Here is an 18,739-nt window from a genome sequence, read left to right as displayed (position 1 = left end):
CATGAGACTGAAACCCACGGATTGGCTGTTCGCGCTGATGCTGTCGACTGCGGCATTCGCTGGCGGCGCCAGCGCGCAGGAAGCCGATCATCCCTCCGACAAGCCGATGGTGGTCGCGTCTGACTTCGGCGTCGCGCCGTGGATGGTGCGCGGCCCCAACGGCCCCGAGGGTTTCGGTGCGGATCTGATCAACGAGATCGGCAAAGATCTCGGCCGCCCGAAGGTCGAGATCGTCGACATCAATTTCTCCGGCCTATTTGCGGCGCTGTTCGCCAAGCGCGCCGAATTCCTCGTCAACCCGCTCAACCTCACTGCCGAACGCTCCGAGCGCATGCTCTATACCGAGCCGCTATTCTCCACCGGCAACGGCTTCATCGTCCGCGCCGCCGACGAGATGAAGGGCTTCGAGGATCTCAAGGGCAAGGCCGTCGCCGTCAACCGCGGCACCATCTCGGATACCTGGGCCACCGCCAATGCCGAGAAATACGGCTTCGAAGTGCAGCGCTACGATGTATTCCCCGATACGGTGCAGGCCGTGCTGACTCGCCGCGCCTTCACAGCGCTAAATGAGATCCCGACAACCGTCTATGCTGCCAGCCAGAACAAGGCGATCAAGGTCGGTTTCAAGGACTTCAACGGGCGAAACTTCGCCTATGCATTCCGCCTGGAAGATACTGAGTATCGCAACAAGGTCGAGGCAGTCATCGAATGCATGAAGTTGGACGGCCGCCTGCGCAAGCTGCACGAGAAATGGTATGGCGCAACGCCCGATGCCGGCTCGGCCATCGACACTGTGTATTTCGGCTATGGTCCTCCCGGCTTCAAGGGTTTCGAGCCGACCTCGCACGTTCCGGCGTGCAAGTAGCACGCTTGCTCTGACAAGATAGCTGCGAACACCGGACCGGCCCGAGCCGGTCCGACCGCGGTTGATGGACACCCGATGGAGCGAATAGTCGAATACTACTTCAATGCAGAAGTCATCGCGGGCGCCTTCCCCCAGGTGCTCGCGGGCTTTCGCACGACGGTCATCGTATCGCTTTTGATTATTGTCTGCGGCACGCTGTTCGGCCTGTCGCTGGCACTGCTGCGCTGCGCCAACCTGCGCCCCGTCAATTTCATCATCACTGCTTATGTCGACGTGCTGCGCACGCTGCCGCAGCTCGTCGTGATCGTCTTCATCTATTTTGGCCTGCCTTATCTGGGCCCGACGCTGTCCCCCTTCGCAACCACTGTGCTGGCGCTCGGCATGGTGCTGTCGGCCTTTTCCACCGAGATCTTCTGGTCGGCAATCATGGCGCTGCCGCGCGGACAATGGGACGCCGCCAGCGCACTCGGTTTCAGCCGGCTGCGGACACTGGTCACCATCATCCTGCCGCAGGCCATTCGCCTCGCGATCCCGCTTCTGACCAACCGCGCCATCTCCATCAGCAAGGGCACGGCGCTCGGCACCGCCGTGTCGCTCCCGGAAACGCTCGGACAGGCGCAGAGCGTGATGGCGCTGGTCGCCAATCCCTCGCCGCTGACGCTGGCCGCCGCTTTCTATCTCACCTTCTTTCTTCCGCTGGTGATCGCCAGCCGGTGGATCGAATATCGTACCAGCACGGGGCGGTGAGCGGGTCTCATGCAGGATTTCCTCGACAATTTCGCCAACTGGGAGTCGCTGTTGCGGGTCTATCCGCTGCTGCTGCAGGGGCTGATCTATACTGTCTCGCTGGCGGTGGTGGCGCTGCCGCTCGGCATTCTCGCCGGCCTCGCCATCGCCGTGCTGTACAGCTTCAAGAACCGCTGGGTAAATATCGCGCTACTGATCTATATCGACCTATTCAGGTCGTTTCCCGTGGTGGTGCTGCTGATCCTGATCTTCTACGGCATGCCGTTTCTGGGCCTGACGCTCGGCGGCTTCACGGCGGCCGTGCTGGCCATCGCGCTCAACAATTCCGGCTACTTCGGCGAGATTTTTCGCGCCGGCCTCCTGTCCGTGCCCCACGGCCAGACCGAGGCTGCCCGGGCGCTCGGTTTCAAGCCGCTGCATGTGGTGTTCTCCATCGTGCTGCCGCAGGCGATCCGCAACGTGCTGGCGCCGCTCGCCAGCAATTCGCTAGAACTCGTCAAGGCGACACCAATTGCCGCCTTGGTCGCGCTGCCTGAACTGCTGCGCTCAGCCCGCGTCGCCCAGGAGCAAACCTACAACCCGACGCCGCTGATGGCGGCCGCGGTGATCTTCTTCGTCATCCTGTATCCGTTCGCGCGCTGGGTGGCGCGGCTGGAACGGCAAGCACTGAAAGTTCGCTGACATGGCCACACTGATCACCGGCGGCAGCGGTTTCATCGGGCTCGCGCTCGCCGAACGCCTGATCGCCGACGGCGAGACCGTTATCTTGTTCGACCTCTCAGCCCCCGGCCGCGACATGCTGATGCGCGCCGAGCTTGCCGGCGCTACGCTGGTCACCGGCGATGTCACAAGCGCCGACGACGTCGACCGCGCGTTGAACGCGGCCGGCATCGACCGCGTGATCCACACCGCCGCGATGACGCCGAATGCCCAGCGCGAGCATGACGCTGCGCGCCAGATCGTCGACGTCAATATCGGTGGCACCGTCAATCTGCTCGAACGCGTAACATTGCGACCCGCCATCAAGCGCGTCACCGTGCTCAGTTCGGTCGCAGTGTACGGCTTCTCGCAACCGGCCGCGTCGGGCCTGTTCGAGGAGGATTTCTCGCCGCCGGCGCCAGCCGCGCTCTACGGCATTACAAAGCTCGCATCGGAACAGGCGGCGCTGCGGATCGCCGACCTTCACAAGCTCGATGTGCGCGTGATTCGGCTCGGGCCGGTCTTTGGTCCATGGGAACTGCAAACCGGTGTCCGCGATGCGCTGAGTCCGCATTATCAGGTGCTCCGTATGGCCTTCGACGGCCGTGAAGCGATTCTCCCGCGCAGCATGGCCGGCGATTGGATCTATTCTCGCGACGCTGCCCGCGGCGTCGCGAGGGTGAGCGCCTCCGACACGCTGAAGCACCGCACCTATCACGTCAGCGGCGGTGTGTTGTCCGATCTGCCACGATGGTGCGAGATCATCGCGACGCACATGCCCGGCTTCCGCTGGCGGATGGCGGAGATCGAGGCGGAGGGCAACGTGATCTATGGCCTGCCGAAGGACCGTGCGCCGCTGAATATTGCGCGACTGGCCGCGGATGCCGGCTTCACGCCTCAGTATCATCTGGAAGATGCGGCGCGCGACTATCTCGGCTGGTTGCCGCAGGCAGGAGAACCTGCATGAGCAAACGTCTGGCTGGAAAGTCGGTTCTGATCACCGGCGCCTCCTCGGGCATCGGCCGCGCCATCGCCCGCCGGTTTGCTGCCGAGGGCGCGAAGCTCATGCTCGCGGATCTCACCATGGACGTGCGCGAAGGCGGCACTCCGACATTGGAGCTGCTGCGTGCAGACGGTTATGAGGTCGATTTCATCCAGATCGACGTCGCCTCGGAGGACGACACCGTCCGCGCCGTCCAACAGACCGTTGCGCGCTACGGCCGCCTCGACGTGCTCGTCAACGACGCCGCCATCGGCACCGGCAAGCGTCTGACCGACACCAGCCTCGCCGAATGGGACAGAACGCTGGCGGTCAATCTCACTGGCGTATTCCTGATGTCGCGCGCCGCCGTCAACCAGATGCTGACGCAGGATATTCGCAATGAGGCCCGCGGCCGCCTCGTCAACATCTCCTCGCAACACGGCATGATCGCCTGCCCGGAAGACATCGCCTATGGCACCTCCAAATCCGGGGTCGTCTACATGACGCGGCAGATCGCGGCGGACTACGCGAAGGATCACATCATCTGCAATGCAGTCGCGCCCGGCAAGATCGTCACCGGCAAACCGGGCCGCGCCGCGGAGCCGCGCTGGATGGACTACTCCACCAGCCGCACGCCGATGCCGCGGCTGGGCCGTCCCGACGACGTCGCCAATGCAGCGCTGTTTCTGGCCTCAGACGAGGCAACTTTCATGACGGGCGAAAACATTCTCGTCGATGGCGGCTGGATGGCGTCATGAGCAACGTTTCGGAGAGCACAATGGAGCAAGCGCCAGCGGATACATCCGCGCCGATCATCCAGATGTCCGGCGTCACCAAATGGTATGGCGACGTCCAGGTGCTCAAGGGCATCGACTTCACGGTGGCGCGCGGCGAGCGCGTCGTGATCTGCGGGCCTTCGGGGTCCGGCAAGTCGACCATGATCCGTTGCATTAACCGGTTGGAAGAACATCGCGACGGCCGCATCATGGTCAATGGCGTCGAGCTCGATCACTCGACGCGCAATGTCGACGTGGTCCGCCGCGATGTCGGCATGGTGTTCCAGCAGTTCAACCTGTTTCCGCATCTGACCGTGCTGCAGAACCTCACCATCGCGCCACGCAAGATCCGCGGCGCAACGAGGCAGGAAGCCGACGAAGTCGCGCGCTATTTTCTTGAGCGCGTACGGATCTCCGAACAGGCCAATAAATATCCGAGCCAGCTCTCCGGCGGCCAGCAGCAGCGCGTCGCCATCGCGCGTGCGCTGTGCATGAAACCGCAGATCATGCTATTCGACGAGCCTACCTCCGCGCTTGATCCGGAAATGATCCAGGAGGTACTCGACGTCATGGTCGGCCTCGCCCGCGAAGGGATGACCATGGTCTGCGTCACCCACGAGATGGGCTTCGCGCGCACGGTCGCCGACCGCGTGGTGTTCATGGACGCCGGCCGGATCATCGAAGAAGGCGCGCCGGCCGATTTCTTCTCGGATCCGAAACAGGATCGAACCCGTGCATTCCTCAAACAAATTATGCATCGATGACCGAAGCGTCCGCTTTGTGGCATAAGCGGACATCGATTGTTCCTGCGTGCCCCGTGATCTATGAGCTCACAATCAACGTCTGGGCGACCGCTAGAAAGACCTACGCGGCTTCGTCGCGCGATTGGTAGAGCTTGTAAAGCATGCGTTGCCCGATACGCCGGAACGGCGAGAACGGATGCGTCGGCAGCGGCGACGTGAAGATCGGTAGGTCCTGCCCCTTGAAGTTCTTGCCCGCGATCATCTCGGCCATGCGACGGCCGGCCTGCGCCGAATAAGACACGCCATTGCCACCGTAGCCCAGCGCATAGAACAGAGTTTGCGAAGGATCGGGCCGGAAGATACGCGGCATCATGTCGTGGCTGACATCGACCCAGCCCCACCAGGAATAGTCGATCTCGATTCCCTTGAGCGCCGGGAACTTGCGGTGCAGCCCGTCGATCAGGAGCTGCAGATGCCGCGGATTTGCAGCGTCCGCGCCGGTGATGGCGCTGCGGCTACCGATTTGCACACGGTTGTCGGGCAGCCGGCGATAATAGAAGCGCAGCGTGCGGGTGTCGGTGATGACTTCGGTGGTCTTGAAGCCGGTCGCCTCCAGCTCTGCTTCGGTAAGCGGCCGCGTCACAATCGAGTTGGACATAATCGGCATGCAGCGGCCACGCAGCATCGACGTCAGGCCGAGCGACGTATAGGCGCCGGTGGCGATGCCAACCGCGCGGGCGCGCACGGTGCCGCTGGGCGTGCGCAGATGATGCACACCATTGCGCGTCGTGATCTCCAGCACCGGACTGCCGGGATGCACCTTGGAGCCGAGTTCGCGCGCCATGCGCAGATAGCCGAAAGCGAGTTTGGCAGGATGGACGCCAGTACCCAGCGGCTCATGTACAGCGCCGACACATTCTGCCTCGTTCACATAGTCACGGCGTACGTCCTCGGCGGACAACACGCGTGTCTTGTAGCCGAACACCTCGTTCTGGACCTTCGACTCGGCTGCGATCTTCTCGAACATCCGCTGGCGATGCGCGAGATAGAGATGGCCACCGCGCTGCGGTTCACAATCGATATTTCCGGTCTTGATCAGATCCTCGAAGGTCTCGAAGCCGTCCTGGATTTCCGCGTGCAGCCGCAGCGCCACATCGCGGCCCCAGCGCGCGATCCACTGCGAACGCGACAGCCGGCCCGACGCGTTCTGGCCCTGCCCGCCATTGCGTGTGCTGCAGCCCCAGGCGACGCGATTGGCTTCCAGCACCACGGCCTTGATGCCGAATTCGCGCGCCAGAAAAATCGCACTAGCGAGCCCGGTATAGCCCGAGCCGACGATCGCGACGTCGGCATCGACGTCGCCCGAGATCGGGCCATCATCGTCCGGCGGTGTTCCTGCCGTGGCGGCCCAATAAGTCGGGGCGTAGTCGCGGTGGGTGCCGGGACCGGGGGACACCAGGGGATCGTAGTGCTGATCGTAGGGAGCAATCGACATCGGCGCGGCCTCTATCACGGTGCGATCAAGACTGAGCCGGTAGCGGCGGGCGGTCCTTGCGGAATGCGCTCTTGCGCGAGAGCTTGTCGCCCTTGAATGTGAAGAGATCGCACCCCTCGGCCTCGATCCGCGTGCCGTTGGCTGCTGTACCGCTGAAAATCCATTCAGATAGGCCGCGGTCGCCGAACACGCTGTGCGATGTACAGGTCCAGCTCACATCCGGCATACCGCCCCAGACCTTCTCGAAGGCCTCCTTGACATCGGCGGTGCCGGTGATGCGGTTGCCATACATCTCCGACCCGGCGGCGGTATCGAACACGATATCGGCGGTCATGCAGGCCATGACGCCGTCAACGTCGTGACGGTTGAACGCCTCGAATAGCGTAACGAGAAGCTGGTGGCGCTGGGTCTGCTGCTCGGACATTGCAAGACTCTCTCGATCATTTCAACAACGGCCGGCACGGTGGCCAGCCATGGCCGCGAAATTGCCAGCGGCCGTGCCGCGCGATTAGGGCCAGTTGCGGCGAAGCACCCCTCCAGAGCCGAGCGGTTCACGCCGGCGATCTGGCCCAAAGATTGACGCGGGCTGGCCCTCCCCGGGCTGGCGGATGTCGCCATGGTGGCGGCATGACGAAGCGACGGACCGACGCGACATGCATGACCTGACGATCGCGATCGGCGATCTCGGTGCCGCGCTAACGCCAAAACTGGTTTTGCTGTCGATTGCTTCGATCTTCGTCGCCGCGGTGCTGCGCGGCTTTACCGGCTTTGGTTTTGCCCTTGCGGCCGTGCCACTGCTCGGCCTGTTCATGGCGCCGACCGAGGCCGTGCCGGTGGCGATCGGACTGCAGCTTGCCGGCAGCCTGCTCGATTTCCGCACAGCATCGCGGAGCTGCGACTGGCCGTCGCTGCGCTGGCTGATGATCGGCGCACTGATTGGATCGCCGCTGGGAACCCTGATCCTGACGGAAATCCCGGCGCCAATCTCGCGGCTGGTGATCAGTTCGATCACGCTCCTGGCGGTGTTCGCGCTGGGCCACGGCTTCGCGTTGCCCGCCATCCCGCCACGCCCGGTGACGTCGATCACCGGTTTCTTCTCCGGTCTGTTCAACGGGCTAGCCGCGATGCCCGGACCGCCGGTGGTCGCTTACTATATGTCGGTTCCGCTGCCACGCTTGGCAACGCGTGCGTCGCTGATGGTGTTCTTCCTGATGACCTCGATCACGGCAACGATCACTTTCGTCAGCGTGGGCCTGCTGAACGTCCACACCATTGGCCTGTCGTTGCTCGGCCTGCCGGTGATGTGGCTCGGCACCATATTCGGCGAAATCGCATTCCGGCGCGGCAACGACGCAATGCATCGCCAGGTCTCGATCATCAGCCTCGGCGTGATTGCCCTCGTTAGCGCCGTCAAGGGCGTGAGCGAGCTGACCTGAGCCGCGTCAGCTCATGCGTGCGATGATGCGACCGAGACGTTCAATGCCCGGTTCGATCCGATCATTGCGGATCGACGAGAAGCCAAGCCGGAAGCAATTGGCATGGGTACCTTTCGTCATCGAGAATACGTCGCCCGGCTCGATCACCACGCCTTCTGCCAACGCGGCCGTGGCAAGTTCGGTGGCATCGCAGCCGGCCGGACATGTCACCCAATAGCTGGTGCTGCCGACGCCGCGCACGAAATCGCAACCGGCGAGATGCTTGGGCAGCAACTGATCGAGAATGCGTGCGCGCTCCAGCAGCACGCGTGAGACGCGCTGCAGATGCGAGCGGTAATGGCCAAGGCCGATAAAGAGCGCCGCAACGCGCTGGTTGTTGAGCGGTGGATGCCGCAGCATTAGGCGCCGCAGCGCGCGCAATTCACGGATCACCGGCGCTGGTGCGGCGACATAGCCGAGCCGTAGGCCGGGCGCGAGCGCCTTCGACAGGCTGCCGACATAAAGCACGCGGTCGTTGCGATCGAGGCTCATTAGCGGCGGCAGTGCCGGCCCCTCCGAGATCAGCTCGCTCTCATAATCGTCCTCGATCAGGATGATGTCGCTCTCCTCTGCCTTGCGCAGCACTTCGAGACGGCGCTGCTCGGGCATCGCCACCGTGGTCGGGCATTGATGACCTGCGGTGACGTAAGCGAGATCGCAGCTCTCGAAGTTCGCATCGGGCACCATGCCCTCGCCGTCGACTGCGAGCGGCACGATATTGTCGGTCTGCATACCGAAAATGTTGCGGGCGTCGGGATAGCCGGGATCTTCCATGCCGACCCGGGTGCCCTGCTTCACGAACAATCGGGCGATCAGATACAGCGCATGCTGGGCGCCGATGGTCATCATGATCTCGTCCGGCCGCGCGCGAACGCCGCGGCGCGGCAACACCTGCAGCCGGAGCTGCTCGATCAGCGCCGGATCGTCCTCGTCGATCAGATCGCGGGCCCAGTTGTTGATCTCGGGCACGCTAAGTGCGGCGCGCGCACTTTCGCGCCAGTCATTGGTCGGAAACAGGCTTGGATCGAACTGCCCGAAGATGAAGGGATATGGATAGTCCTGCCAGTTGAGCGGCTTGACGATGTTCCGATTGGCCGACGGCCGCACTGCGAAGCGCCCGGCCCAGCGCGCGGCGCCGGCCTCGTCGGGCGCCGCGCGGTCGTCGCGCCGGGTGCCGAGATGCTTGGGGAGGCCGGCCACGAAGAAGCCGCTGCGTTCGCGCGAAATGAGGAAATTCTGGTCGACCAGCTGCTCATAGGCGATCACGACGGTATTACGCGACACTTCGAGCAGTGTGGCCAGTTCGCGGCTCGACGGCATGCGCACACCAAGCGCCAGACGGCCTTCTTCGATGGCGGTACAGATCAACTGGCGGATCTGGAGCTGCAGGAAGGGACCGCGCCGATCCAGCCCCTGGAACAGCGATCCCCAGAACAGCGCATCCCCAATGCCAGACGCTGCAGGACGCCCGTCTGCACGGGCGGCTTTCACTGAACCTCCGGGATTACCCATCGCGCCCTCCACACTCATCCCGAAACCAAAGCCGCACCCGTCTTCGGGCCTAACAGGATACTAAGCAAAAGCCGCGCCAAGGTGGACCGTCGGCACCACGGGACTGGCCCCATTCGTGCATCCGATCTGGCGCTGGCTCGGAGCGATGCGAGGCCTCACGCTTCAATGACGGAATTTTGAGGGTGGTCCATTGAGCCAGGATACGATTGTTTTCTCGGCCCGCAAGATCGTGACCATGAACCCGTCACGCCCATCCGCCACGCATGTTGCGTTGCGCGAAGGTCGGATCGTCGCCGTCGGCAGTTTCGACGAGATCGTCGGCACCAGCGGCGCCAAGGTCGACGACCGTTTCAAGGACAAGGTGCTGCTGCCCGGCTTCGTCGAAGGCCACAGCCACATCATGGAAGGCATGATGTGGTCGCTGCCTTATGTCGGTGCCTTCGACCGCCGCTCGCCCGAAGGCAAACTCGTCCAGGGCCTGCCGGATATCGACGCCATCGTCGCACGGTTGCAGGAAGCCGAGGCAGCGATGACCGATCCCGAGGCACCGCTCTTCGCCTGGGGTTTCGATCCCCTGCATATCGGCAGCGTGTCCCTGACGCGGCAGGATCTCGACCGCGTATCGACCACGCGACCGATCATGGTCGTGCATGCATCGTTCCACATCAGCAACGTCAACACTATCGTGCTGCAGCGCGCCGAGCTCGATCGCACCACCAACATTTCCGGCGTGGTGATGGGCAAGGACGGCGAGCCATCCGGCGAAGTCCAGGGCATTGCCGCTCGGTTTCGCGTGTTCCGCGTGCTCGGCACTAATCCCCTGTCTGGCAATCTCACAGCCGATGGCGTCAACCGCTACGCGGCATCGTCGTGCATTCAGGGCGTGACTACCATCACCGACCTGCACAACGATCTTTCTGACCTGACCATCGAGGTCTATCGTGCCGCAAGTCGGCGCGATGATTTCTCGGTGCGCCTGGTCCCGGCCATGGCCTCGGTGTCGCACAGCCCGGAACAGGGCGTCGAGAAGATCAAGACACTGAAGGCGTCGAACAACGACAAGCTTCACTACGGCATCGTCAAGCTGGTGGTCGACGGCTCGATTCAGGGCTTTACCGCGCGGCTGCGCTGGCCGGGTTATCACAACGGCGCACCCAACGGGTTGTGGTACATCGCGCCCGAAGAACTGCCGTCCATCGTCGCAGCTTACCACAATGCGGGCATCCAGCTGCACATCCACACCAATGGCGACGAAGCCACCGAAGTGGCGCTCGATGCCGTCGAGGCCGCACAGATCGCAAAGCCGCGGCCCGATCACCGCCATACGCTGCAGCATTGCCAGATGGCGGATGCTGCGCAGTTCAAGCGCATGAAATCGCTCGGCATGTGTGTCAACTTGTTTTCCAATCACGTCTATTACTGGGGTGACTCGCATTACGATCTGACCATGGGTTCGGAACGCGCCAACAGACTCGACGCCACCGGTACCGCGCTGCGCGTCGGCGTTCCCTTCGCAATCCATTCCGACGCCCCGGTGACGCCGCTGAGCCCGCTGTTCACCGCCTGGTGTGCCGTCAACCGCGTGTCGTCGAGCGGACGTGTTCTCGGCAAGGAGACCGAAGCGCTGACCGTCGAACAGGCGCTTGCCGCGATCACGATCAACGCTGCCTATACGCTGAAGCTCGATCACATCGTCGGCAGCATCGAGGCCGGCAAATATGCGGACTTCGCGGTACTTGATGAAGATCCGTTTGAAGTCGCGCCGGAGAAGCTCAAGGATATCGCTATCTGGGGCACCGTGGTCGGCGGCCATGTGCGGGAGGCGCCACGGGCATGACGGCAGCGTCATCAGCGAAAATTCCCGTGACGGTGGTCGGCGGCTTTCTCGGCGCCGGCAAGACGACCTATCTCAATCACCTCCTTCGCACCGGCTCCGCCCGCTATGCCGTTCTGGTCAACGACTTCGGTGCCGTGAATATCGATGCCGGCCTGATCGCGCAGCACGACGGCACCACCATGACGCTGACCAATGGCTGCGTCTGCTGCAGCATCGGCGGCGGCTTTCTGGATACGCTGGGCCGGATTCTCGACGACGCAATCCCGTTCGATCACATCATCATCGAAGCGTCGGGCGTCGGTGATCCCTGGCGCATCGCCGAGATCGCACTGGTGGAGCCGAGCCTGCGCCTGAATGCCGTGATCGTGGTCGCGGATGCATCCCGCATTTCAAAACTGCTGATCGACAGTCGCGTCGGCGACACCGTGCGCGGCCAGTTCGATCGCTGCAGTCTCGTGCTGCTCAACAAGGTCGACCTGCTGAACCGCACCGCCGTCGATGCGAGCCGCGCCGCGGTCGCGGCGCTGCGTCCGGACATCCAGATCATCGAGACGACAGAACATACGCTGCCGGTCCTGCCGGACGGCGAGGTCAAAGCGACATCGCGCTTTGCCGCGACCGCCGTGAACGACCGCGTCGATCATGAAAGCGCGTTCCGCCGCTGGTCGTATCGGCGCAGCGGCACGTTCGATCGTGGCCAGCTTACAGCAGCACTAGCCGCATTGCCGCCGCAGCTTTTGCGCCTCAAAGGACCATGCCGGATCGCCGGTGATGCGTCGCCAGCGCTGCTGCAGATGGTCGGGCAAGACTGGGCGCTGACACCCGCTCCCGCCGATATGACGGCTCAAAACGACATCATGCTGGTCGGCGTCGGCACCGACGCCCTGCCCGATGCCGCCGCGCTTGATGCCATTCTTGATGGCGCGCTGATCCAGGTTTCACAAACACACCCGACAACGGCGGACCTCAACCGTCGGCACGCTGCATTCACCCTCTGAGAGAAGGACCGACAAGATGTCTTCGATCTGGTCACAACGCCCCCGTTCGCTGAAAGCGTCTCTTCTGACCTGCGCTCTGGGCCTTACCCTCGTCGCAACCGCCATCGCGCCGAGCATCAAGCCGGCGCTCGCCGCCGACGGCGGTACGCTGGTGATCGCCTCCACGCAGGTGCCGCGCCACTTTAACGGCGCCGTGCAGTCCGGCCTCGCCACCGCGATGCCGTCCACGCAAATCTTCGCCAGCCCGCTGCGCTATGACGACAACTGGAATCCGCAGCCTTATCTCGCGAAATCCTGGGAGGTCGCGCCCGACGGCCTCTCGGTGACGCTGAAGCTGGTCGACAATGCCCTGTTCCACGATGGCAAGCTGGTCACGTCAGAGGACGTCGCCTTCTCGATCATGACCATCAAGGCGAACCATCCATTTCAGAGCATGCTGGCCGCCGTCGATAAGGTCGATACGCCCGACCCGCTCACCGCTATCATCCGCCTGAAGCATCCGCACCCGGCGCTGCTTTTGGCGATGTCGCCTGCACTGATGCCGATCCTGCCGAAACACGTCTATGGCGACGGCCAGGACATCAAGGCTCATCCCGCCAATCTGAAGCCGGTCGGCTCAGGCCCCTATCGCCTCACCGAATACAAGCAGGGCGAATACTACACGCTGGAAAAGTTCGACAAGTTCTTCATCACCGGCAAGCCCAAGCTCGACAAGATCGTCGTCAAGCTGGTATCGGATTCCAATGCCGCTGTGGTCTCGCTTGAGCGCGGCGACGTCAACGTGCTGCCGTTCGTCTCAAACACCCGCGACATCGAGCGCATCGAGAAGATGCCGAACGTCACCATCACCGACAAGGGCTTTGCCGGCGTCGGCCCGATCAACTGGCTCGCCTTCAACACCAAGAAGAAGCCGCTCGATGACGTGCGCGTGCGCCAAGCCATCGCCTTTGCCGCCAACCGCGAATTCATCACCGGCAAACTGATGGGCGGCAAGGCGAAGACCGCCACCAGCCCGATCGCCCCGGGATCGCTGCTACTGGAGCCCGGCGTCGAGATGTACAAGCTCGATCTCGCGAAGTCGGCGAGGCTGCTCGACGAAGCCGGCTATCCGAAGGCTGCCGACGGCACGCGCATGAGCCTCACCATCGACTACATCCCCGGTGACGAGGAACAGCAGCGCAATGTCGCCGAATATCTGCGCTCGCAGCTCAAGCGCGTTGGCATCAATCTGGAAGTCCGTGCCGCGCCGGACTTCCCGACCTGGGCGCAGCGGGTCTCGAATTGGGATTTTGACCTGACGATGGACAACGTGTTCAACTGGGGCGATCCGGTGATCGGCGTCAACCGCACGTACCTTTCGAGCAACATCCGCAAGGGCATCATCTGGTCGAACACCCAGCAATACAGCAACCCGAAGGTCGACGAACTGCTGGCAGCAGGCGCGCAGGAAACGTCGCCCGAGAAGCGCAAGGCGCTGTATTCGGAATTTCAGAAGATCGTCGTCGACGACGTGCCGATCTATTTCATCAACGGAGCGCCCTATCGCAACGCCTTCAGCAAGGGCCTCGGCGGTCTGCCGACGTCGATCTGGGGCATGATGTCGCCGCTCGACGAGCTTTATTGGGAAGTGCCGCCGAAGACCTGATGGTCTTCGGCTCACTCTGACGGTCCAGCACCATGAACCTCGCTCTTCACATTCTGCGTCAGGTGGCCAATGCAGTTGGCCTCCTCGTCGCCGTGCTGGTCCTCAATTTCTGCCTGATCCATGCTGCGCCCGGCGATCCCGCTCTAGTGATCGCCGGCGAGATGGGCGGTGCGTCGGCCGACGTTATCGCTGCACTGCAGGTCAAATACGGCCTCGATAAGAGCCTGCTCGAACAGCTCTTCACCTATCTCGGCAGCGTCGCCACCGGCGACTTCGGCTATTCCTATTATTTCAATGCCCCCGTGACCGGTCTGATCGCCCAGCGCATTCCGGCAACGCTCTATCTGGTGTTGTCGGCGCTCGCGATTTCGGTGGTGATCGGCACGCTGCTCGGCGTCGTCAGCGCCCGCAAGCCGAACGGGCTGTTCAGCCAGGGCGTCACCATCATCTCGCTTGCGGGCTATGCCGCGCCGGTGTTCTGGACCGGGCTGATGTTGCTGCTGCTGTTCGGATCGGTGTGGCCGATCCTGCCGGTGACGGGCATGACCGACGTCGCGCGGCCCAAGGTCGGCTTCGCGCATGTCGTGGATATATTGCAGCATCTCGTGCTGCCCGCGACCACGCTCGCACTCGTCTTCATCGCGCAATATAGCCGGCTCGCCCGTGTCAACATGATCGATGCGCTGACGGCTGACTACGTGCGCACCGCCCGCGCCAAGGGCCTGCCAGAATTTATCGTGATCGGCAAACATGCGCTGCGCAACACGCTGATCCCGATTGTCACTGTCGCCGGGCTGCAATTCGGCCATCTGTTCGCGGGCGCCGTGCTGGTCGAGACGGTGTTCAGCTGGCCCGGCATGGGACGGCTGGTGTTCGAATCCATTCTGCGCCGAGATTATCCGACCCTGCTCGCCGTGCTGTTCTTCTCGGCAGTCTTGGTCATGGCCGCCAATATCATCACCGATCTGGTCTATCGCCTGGTCGATCCGCGCATCCGTTCGGGGGCCCGATGACCACAATAGAATCCACCGCCATCAAGCCCGATAGGACCGCGCTGCCCGTGAGCGCCGCGGCGTCGCCCACGATGGCCGCGCTGCGCCAGTTTGCCCGCAGCCCGGCGGGCGTCGTCGGCGCGGTTGTGCTGCTATTTCTGATGCTCGCCACCTTGTTCGGGCCGTCGATCTACGGCGTCGATCCGCTCGACATTGCCGGCGCGCCCTTCACGCCGCCGGATGCGGACACCTGGCTCGGCACCGACTATCTCGGCCGCGATATCCTGGCGGGGCTGCTGCAGGGCGGCCGTGCCACGCTGACTGTCGGCGGCGTGGCAGCGATCATCACCATCGTGATCGGCGTCACCATCGGTTCGCTGGCCGGCTTCTTCGGCGGCCCCATCGACACGGCACTGACCAAGATCACCGAGTTCTTCCAGATCCTGCCACCGCTGCTGTTTGCCATGGTACTGGTCACTCTGTTCGGGCAGACGCTGACCACCGTGACCATCGCGATTGGCGTGGTGAGCTGGCCGTCTGCCGCGCGTCTGACCCGCGCGGAGTTCCTGCGCTTGCGCAATCTCGATTTCGTCAAGGCATCGCGCGCCGCCGGCGCGGGCAATGGTCACCTCATCCTGCGCGTCGTGCTGCCCAATGCGCTGCCGCCGATCATCGTCTCAGCGACGCTCGCGATCGGCGTGGCCATCCTGTTCGAAGGCGGATTGAGTTTCCTCGGCCTCGGCGACCCCAACACCATGAGCTGGGGCCTTATGCTTGGGCAGAACCGCAATTATGTGCTCAATGCCTGGTGGACCGTGGCGTTTCCCGGTGCTGCAATCTTCATCGCGGTGCTCGCCATCAGCCTGATCGGCGACGGCGTCAATGACGCCATCAATCCGCGCCTGCGGAAGCGAGGCTGAGCGATGCCCCCCGTTCTCTCCGTCAAGGATCTCAGCGTCTCGATGAACGGCACCAAGGGCATGGTGCCGGTGCTTGAGCATCTGTCATTCGACGTCGCGCAAGGCAAGACCATGGCGCTGGTCGGCGAGTCCGGCTGCGGCAAAAGCATGACCGCGCTCGCGATCATGCAGCTATTGCCCGAAGACTTTCGCGTCACCTCCGGCAGCATTCTGCTGGATGGCGTCGAGGTTTTATCGGCATCACCCAAGGAGTTGCGCAGCCTGCGCGGCGACAAGATGTCGATGATCTTCCAGGAGCCGATGACGGCGCTCAACCCGCTCTACACGGTCGGTGACCAGATCGGCGAGGTGCTGCGTCAGCACCGCGGACTGAGCCGCCGCGATGCCCATGCGCAAGCGATACAGTTTCTCAAGGCGGTGCAGATCCCCGCGACTGACAAACGCGTCGATGCCTATCCGCATCAATTGTCCGGCGGCATGCGGCAACGTGTGATGATCGCCATGGCGCTGGCCTGCAAGCCGAAGCTTCTGATCGCAGACGAGCCGACCACCGCGCTCGACGTCACCGTGCAGGCGCAGATCTTCGACCTGCTCAGCGAATTGCAGGACGACACCGACACGGCCATCGTGCTGATCACCCATGATCTCGGCGCCGTCGCCGAACTCGCCGACGATGTCGCCGTGCTCTATGCCGGCCGCTGCATCGAACAGGGCGCCGCACACGAGATCATCGCCCGTGCGCGGCATCCCTATACGCGCGGGCTGATGGCCTGCGTGCCGCATCTGCAGCTCGGCCGCATGAGCAACCATGCCTCGGCCGAGCTCGATGAAATCCCAGGTATGGTGCCGCCGCTCGGCGCACGCGGGCCGGACTGCGCTTTCCTGCCGCGCTGTGCCTTTGCCGACGAGATCTGTCGCGCACAGCCGCAGCCGCCGCTCGATCGCATCGATGCCGGTGCCGCCGTATCGTGCTGGCGTCATCAGGAGATCACACCGTGAGCGACGGTTTGAATATATCTGCGCCCGCAGACGTCCTGCTCGACGTCAACGATCTCGTGGTGCACTTCCCGGCCGGACGCCGCGGCATGTTCGGTTCACCCTCGAAGGTCCACGCGGTCGACGGCGTGAGTTTTCGCGTCCGCCGCGGCACCACCTTCGGCATCGTCGGCGAAAGCGGCTCCGGCAAATCGACCACCGCGCAGGCGGTGATGCGGCTGATCCCGATGACCTCCGGCCAGATCGTGTTTGGCGGCGAGAACATCGCAGACTTCCGCGGCGAGAAACTGCGGCTGGCGCGCAGCAAATTCCAGATCGTGTTCCAGGATCCGTTCTCGGCACTGGATCCGCGGCGCCGCGCCGGCGATCTGATCCGCGAACCGCTCGACCTGCTCGGCATCGGCTCGCCACGCGAGCGCGAGGTCCGGGTCAAACAGCTTCTGGAGGAAGTCGGCCTGCCGCCGCAGGCGGCTGATCTCTTCCCGCATCAGTTCTCCGGCGGCCAGCGCCAGCGCCTCTGCATCGCGCGCGCGATGGCGCCCGAACCCGACCTGATCGTCTGCGACGAAGCCGTCTCGGCACTCGACGTCGCTATCCAGGCGCAGATCCTGAACCTGCTGAAGAAGCTGCAGCGCGAGCGCGGCCTGACCTATATCTTCATCTCGCACGATCTCGGCGTGATCCAGCATTTCTGCGACGAGATTGCGGTGATGTATCTCGGACGCATCGTCGAACAGGCGCCGGCGCAGGTGTTCTTCTCGGCACCCTTGCATCCCTATAGCTGGTCGCTGATATCAGCCGCCGCACCGCCCGGCCCGCTGCGCGACCGACTGAAGAAGGACTATCTCGTTAAGGGCGATCCGCCGAGCCCCGTCGATCCACCGCCCGGCTGCCGCTTCGTTCAGCGCTGTCCGTTCGTCGTCGCGCGCTGCCGCGACGAGTTGCCGATCCTGAATATCCAGGCCGACGAGCACTTCGTCGCCTGCCACCGGACCGGCGAGATTGCCCCTCCGGATTTTGCATCCCTGTGAGTCGTCGCAGCAGCAGTGGGGCGTCCGCTTTGCGCCAAGAGGTGACATCACGGCGAGATGTGCCTTTATCTTCGGCGGTCACGAAGTCAGCATCGGCTTCTCTGGTCGCTGTGACGCAACGGCGCGGCTTGGGAAGCTACGGCACTGGCAGGCAAGCGCAGTCTGCGGCTGGCGGCCGAGTTGAAGCTTCTGCACCGGACCGACCGGCCTCAGCGCCGAACCGGTCGAAAAGATCTGCATGCGCGGTCCGCGGACGAACCTGCTTCGAATCGCGCGACAAGAGTTTCGAGCATCAGACGCTGAGGTAGGCGCGCTGTATCTCGCTGTTGTGCGCCAGATCCTGCATCGAACCTTTGTACATAATCTGCCCCTTCTCAAGTACGTAGGCACGATCCGAAACCAAGCGGGCAAAATGAAAATTCTGCTCGGACAGCAGAATACTTGCGCCGCGCGCCTTGAGCGCCAGAATCATATGCGCCATTTGCTCGACGATCACCGGAGCAACACCTTCTGACGGTTCGTCGAGCAGGACCAGTAGCGGATTGCCCATCAACGTACGGGCCACCGTGAGCATCTGCTGTTCGCCGCCGCTCATCTGGCCGCCGCGCCGGTCCTGCATGCGGCCGAGATTGGGAAAGAGCTCGTAGAGCGCGTCGGGCGTCCAGTTGAGTGCGGCACTTCCATCCGCCCACTGCCGCGGCGCCTGCCTGCCGGTTTCCAGATTCTCGGTCACCGTCAAATCAGGAAAGATACGCCGATCCTCGGGCACGAACCCAAGCCCCATGCGCGCCACCTGGAAAGGCGCCTTGCCAGCGATGTCCTGCCCCAGGAAATTGATCTGCCCCTCGCTCCGCGACAGCAGGCCCATGATGGCCTTGAGCGTAGTGGATTTGCCGGCGCCGTTGCGCCCCATCAGCGATATGACTTCGCCACGGCGCACGTTGAGCGCAACGTCGAACAGGATGTGAGCTGCGCCATACCAGGCGTTCAGGCCGGAGACGTCGAGCAGGATCGGGTTCACAAATG

Annotated in this window: 19 protein-coding genes; 14 read left to right on the top strand and 5 right to left on the bottom strand. The window is 63.4% G+C overall.

Annotated features, from left to right (window positions below):
* The first annotated feature begins 1 nt into the window (after position 1).
* The 6 genes from CHC01_RS21680 to CHC01_RS21655 all read left to right on the top strand — a co-directional run bounded on the left by CHC01_RS21680 (position 2) and on the right by CHC01_RS21655 (position 4,833).
* On the top strand, positions 2–865 hold the full coding sequence (locus CHC01_RS21680; protein WP_089266341.1) for a substrate-binding periplasmic protein: 864 nt from the start codon (positions 2–4) through the stop codon (positions 863–865).
* Between the two features lie 75 nt (positions 866–940).
* Positions 941–1,612, top strand: a complete 672-nt coding sequence (locus CHC01_RS21675) for an amino acid ABC transporter permease (protein WP_089266340.1) — start codon at positions 941–943, stop codon at positions 1,610–1,612.
* A gap of 9 nt (positions 1,613–1,621) precedes the next feature.
* A complete protein-coding gene (locus tag CHC01_RS21670; RefSeq protein ID WP_089266339.1) occupies positions 1,622–2,293 on the top strand; it encodes an amino acid ABC transporter permease in 672 nt (223 codons plus the stop codon).
* 1 nt (position 2,294) lies between these two features.
* Complete coding sequence (locus tag CHC01_RS21665; protein ID WP_089266338.1) at positions 2,295–3,278, top strand: NAD-dependent epimerase/dehydratase family protein; 984 nt, start codon at positions 2,295–2,297, stop codon at positions 3,276–3,278.
* On the top strand, positions 3,275–4,051 hold the full coding sequence (locus CHC01_RS21660) for an SDR family NAD(P)-dependent oxidoreductase (RefSeq protein ID WP_089266337.1): 777 nt from the start codon (positions 3,275–3,277) through the stop codon (positions 4,049–4,051). Before CHC01_RS21665 ends, CHC01_RS21660 begins: the two co-directional genes overlap by 4 nt.
* A complete protein-coding gene (locus tag CHC01_RS21655; protein WP_283805464.1) occupies positions 4,048–4,833 on the top strand; it encodes an amino acid ABC transporter ATP-binding protein in 786 nt (261 codons plus the stop codon). The genes CHC01_RS21660 and CHC01_RS21655 overlap by 4 nt, the downstream gene beginning before the upstream one ends.
* 100 nt (positions 4,834–4,933) lie before the next feature.
* Here the strand turns inward: CHC01_RS21655 and CHC01_RS21650 are convergent, their stop codons facing one another.
* Both CHC01_RS21650 and CHC01_RS21645 read right to left on the bottom strand, forming a co-directional pair.
* A complete protein-coding gene (locus tag CHC01_RS21650) occupies positions 4,934–6,307 on the bottom strand; it encodes an NAD(P)/FAD-dependent oxidoreductase (protein WP_089266336.1) in 1,374 nt (457 codons plus the stop codon).
* 25 nt (positions 6,308–6,332) lie between these two features.
* Positions 6,333–6,731 (bottom strand): nuclear transport factor 2 family protein, encoded by a 399-nt coding sequence (locus tag CHC01_RS21645; protein ID WP_089266335.1) that lies wholly within the window; start codon positions 6,729–6,731, stop codon positions 6,333–6,335.
* Positions 6,732–6,960: 229 nt separating this feature from the next.
* Here CHC01_RS21645 and CHC01_RS21640 point away from each other — a divergent pair, with 229 nt between their 5' ends.
* Positions 6,961–7,743, top strand: coding sequence for a sulfite exporter TauE/SafE family protein (locus CHC01_RS21640; RefSeq protein ID WP_089266881.1), 783 nt, complete (start codon positions 6,961–6,963; stop codon positions 7,741–7,743).
* 6 nt (positions 7,744–7,749) lie between these two features.
* On the opposite strand, the gene pdxR is transcribed toward CHC01_RS21640, so the two are convergent.
* Positions 7,750–9,294 (bottom strand): MocR-like pyridoxine biosynthesis transcription factor PdxR, encoded by a 1,545-nt coding sequence (gene pdxR / locus CHC01_RS21635; RefSeq protein WP_089266334.1) that lies wholly within the window; start codon positions 9,292–9,294, stop codon positions 7,750–7,752.
* Between the two features lie 235 nt (positions 9,295–9,529).
* Between pdxR and CHC01_RS21630 the strand changes: the two genes are divergently transcribed.
* From CHC01_RS21630 to CHC01_RS21600, 7 genes are read left to right on the top strand one after another with little or no spacing between them, the layout of a single operon-like run.
* On the top strand, positions 9,530–11,131 hold the full coding sequence (locus CHC01_RS21630) for an amidohydrolase (protein ID WP_502695680.1): 1,602 nt from the start codon (positions 9,530–9,532) through the stop codon (positions 11,129–11,131).
* Positions 11,128–12,129 (top strand): CobW family GTP-binding protein, encoded by a 1,002-nt coding sequence (locus CHC01_RS21625; protein ID WP_089266332.1) that lies wholly within the window; start codon positions 11,128–11,130, stop codon positions 12,127–12,129. The genes CHC01_RS21630 and CHC01_RS21625 overlap by 4 nt, the downstream gene beginning before the upstream one ends.
* A 16-nt stretch (positions 12,130–12,145) precedes the next feature.
* The gene (locus tag CHC01_RS21620; protein ID WP_089266331.1) at positions 12,146–13,774 is read left to right on the top strand and encodes an ABC transporter substrate-binding protein; all 1,629 of its coding nucleotides are present in this window, start codon (positions 12,146–12,148) and stop codon (positions 13,772–13,774) included.
* A 32-nt stretch (positions 13,775–13,806) separates the two neighbouring features.
* On the top strand, positions 13,807–14,787 hold the full coding sequence (locus CHC01_RS21615; RefSeq protein ID WP_089266330.1) for an ABC transporter permease: 981 nt from the start codon (positions 13,807–13,809) through the stop codon (positions 14,785–14,787).
* Positions 14,784–15,686, top strand: coding sequence for an ABC transporter permease (locus tag CHC01_RS21610; protein ID WP_089266329.1), 903 nt, complete (start codon positions 14,784–14,786; stop codon positions 15,684–15,686). The genes CHC01_RS21615 and CHC01_RS21610 overlap by 4 nt, the downstream gene beginning before the upstream one ends.
* 3 nt (positions 15,687–15,689) lie before the next feature.
* Entirely contained in the window at positions 15,690–16,685 is a 996-nt protein-coding gene (locus tag CHC01_RS21605; RefSeq protein ID WP_089266328.1) for an ABC transporter ATP-binding protein, read from the top strand.
* Positions 16,682–17,713 (top strand): ABC transporter ATP-binding protein, encoded by a 1,032-nt coding sequence (locus tag CHC01_RS21600; protein ID WP_244558479.1) that lies wholly within the window; start codon positions 16,682–16,684, stop codon positions 17,711–17,713. The genes CHC01_RS21605 and CHC01_RS21600 overlap by 4 nt, the downstream gene beginning before the upstream one ends.
* A gap of 78 nt (positions 17,714–17,791) precedes the next feature.
* Here the strand turns inward: CHC01_RS21600 and CHC01_RS32695 are convergent, their stop codons facing one another.
* Together CHC01_RS32695 and CHC01_RS21595 are read right to left on the bottom strand one after the other, a co-directional pair.
* Entirely contained in the window at positions 17,792–17,953 is a 162-nt protein-coding gene (locus tag CHC01_RS32695) for a hypothetical protein (protein ID WP_176454670.1), read from the bottom strand.
* Positions 17,954–18,005: 52 nt separating this feature from the next.
* Positions 18,006–18,725, bottom strand: a complete 720-nt coding sequence (locus CHC01_RS21595; RefSeq protein ID WP_210421707.1) for an ABC transporter ATP-binding protein — start codon at positions 18,723–18,725, stop codon at positions 18,006–18,008.
* Positions 18,726–18,739 lie beyond the last annotated feature (14 nt).

This window comes from Tardiphaga sp. OK246 (assembly GCF_900188215.1).
Taxonomy (GTDB): Bacteria; Pseudomonadota; Alphaproteobacteria; order Rhizobiales; family Xanthobacteraceae; genus Tardiphaga; species Tardiphaga robiniae.
Note: the sequence above shows the minus strand (reverse complement) of the source record. Positions and strands in the feature narration are given on the sequence as shown.

Bases quoted from the DNA above. Each gene is read 5' to 3' on its own strand.
- CHC01_RS21680 (WP_089266341.1), top strand. From the start codon at position 2: ATGAGACTGAAACCCACGGATTGGCTGTTCGCGCTGATGCTGTCGACT.
- CHC01_RS21675 (WP_089266340.1), top strand. From the start codon at position 941: ATGGAGCGAATAGTCGAATACTACTTCAATGCAGAAGTCATCGCGGGC.
- CHC01_RS21670 (WP_089266339.1), top strand. From the start codon at position 1,622: ATGCAGGATTTCCTCGACAATTTCGCCAACTGGGAGTCGCTGTTGCGG.
- CHC01_RS21665 (WP_089266338.1), top strand. From the start codon at position 2,295: ATGGCCACACTGATCACCGGCGGCAGCGGTTTCATCGGGCTCGCGCTC.
- CHC01_RS21660 (WP_089266337.1), top strand. From the start codon at position 3,275: ATGAGCAAACGTCTGGCTGGAAAGTCGGTTCTGATCACCGGCGCCTCC.
- CHC01_RS21655 (WP_283805464.1), top strand. From the start codon at position 4,048: ATGAGCAACGTTTCGGAGAGCACAATGGAGCAAGCGCCAGCGGATACA.
- CHC01_RS21650 (WP_089266336.1), bottom strand. From the start codon at position 6,307: ATGTCGATTGCTCCCTACGATCAGCACTACGATCCCCTGGTGTCCCCC.
- CHC01_RS21645 (WP_089266335.1), bottom strand. From the start codon at position 6,731: ATGTCCGAGCAGCAGACCCAGCGCCACCAGCTTCTCGTTACGCTATTC.
- CHC01_RS21640 (WP_089266881.1), top strand. From the start codon at position 6,961: ATGCATGACCTGACGATCGCGATCGGCGATCTCGGTGCCGCGCTAACG.
- pdxR (WP_089266334.1), bottom strand. From the start codon at position 9,294: ATGGGTAATCCCGGAGGTTCAGTGAAAGCCGCCCGTGCAGACGGGCGT.
- CHC01_RS21630 (WP_502695680.1), top strand. From the start codon at position 9,530: ATGAACCCGTCACGCCCATCCGCCACGCATGTTGCGTTGCGCGAAGGT.
- CHC01_RS21625 (WP_089266332.1), top strand. From the start codon at position 11,128: ATGACGGCAGCGTCATCAGCGAAAATTCCCGTGACGGTGGTCGGCGGC.
- CHC01_RS21620 (WP_089266331.1), top strand. From the start codon at position 12,146: ATGTCTTCGATCTGGTCACAACGCCCCCGTTCGCTGAAAGCGTCTCTT.
- CHC01_RS21615 (WP_089266330.1), top strand. From the start codon at position 13,807: ATGAACCTCGCTCTTCACATTCTGCGTCAGGTGGCCAATGCAGTTGGC.
- CHC01_RS21610 (WP_089266329.1), top strand. From the start codon at position 14,784: ATGACCACAATAGAATCCACCGCCATCAAGCCCGATAGGACCGCGCTG.
- CHC01_RS21605 (WP_089266328.1), top strand. From the start codon at position 15,690: ATGCCCCCCGTTCTCTCCGTCAAGGATCTCAGCGTCTCGATGAACGGC.
- CHC01_RS32695 (WP_176454670.1), bottom strand. From the start codon at position 17,953: ATGCAGATCTTTTCGACCGGTTCGGCGCTGAGGCCGGTCGGTCCGGTG.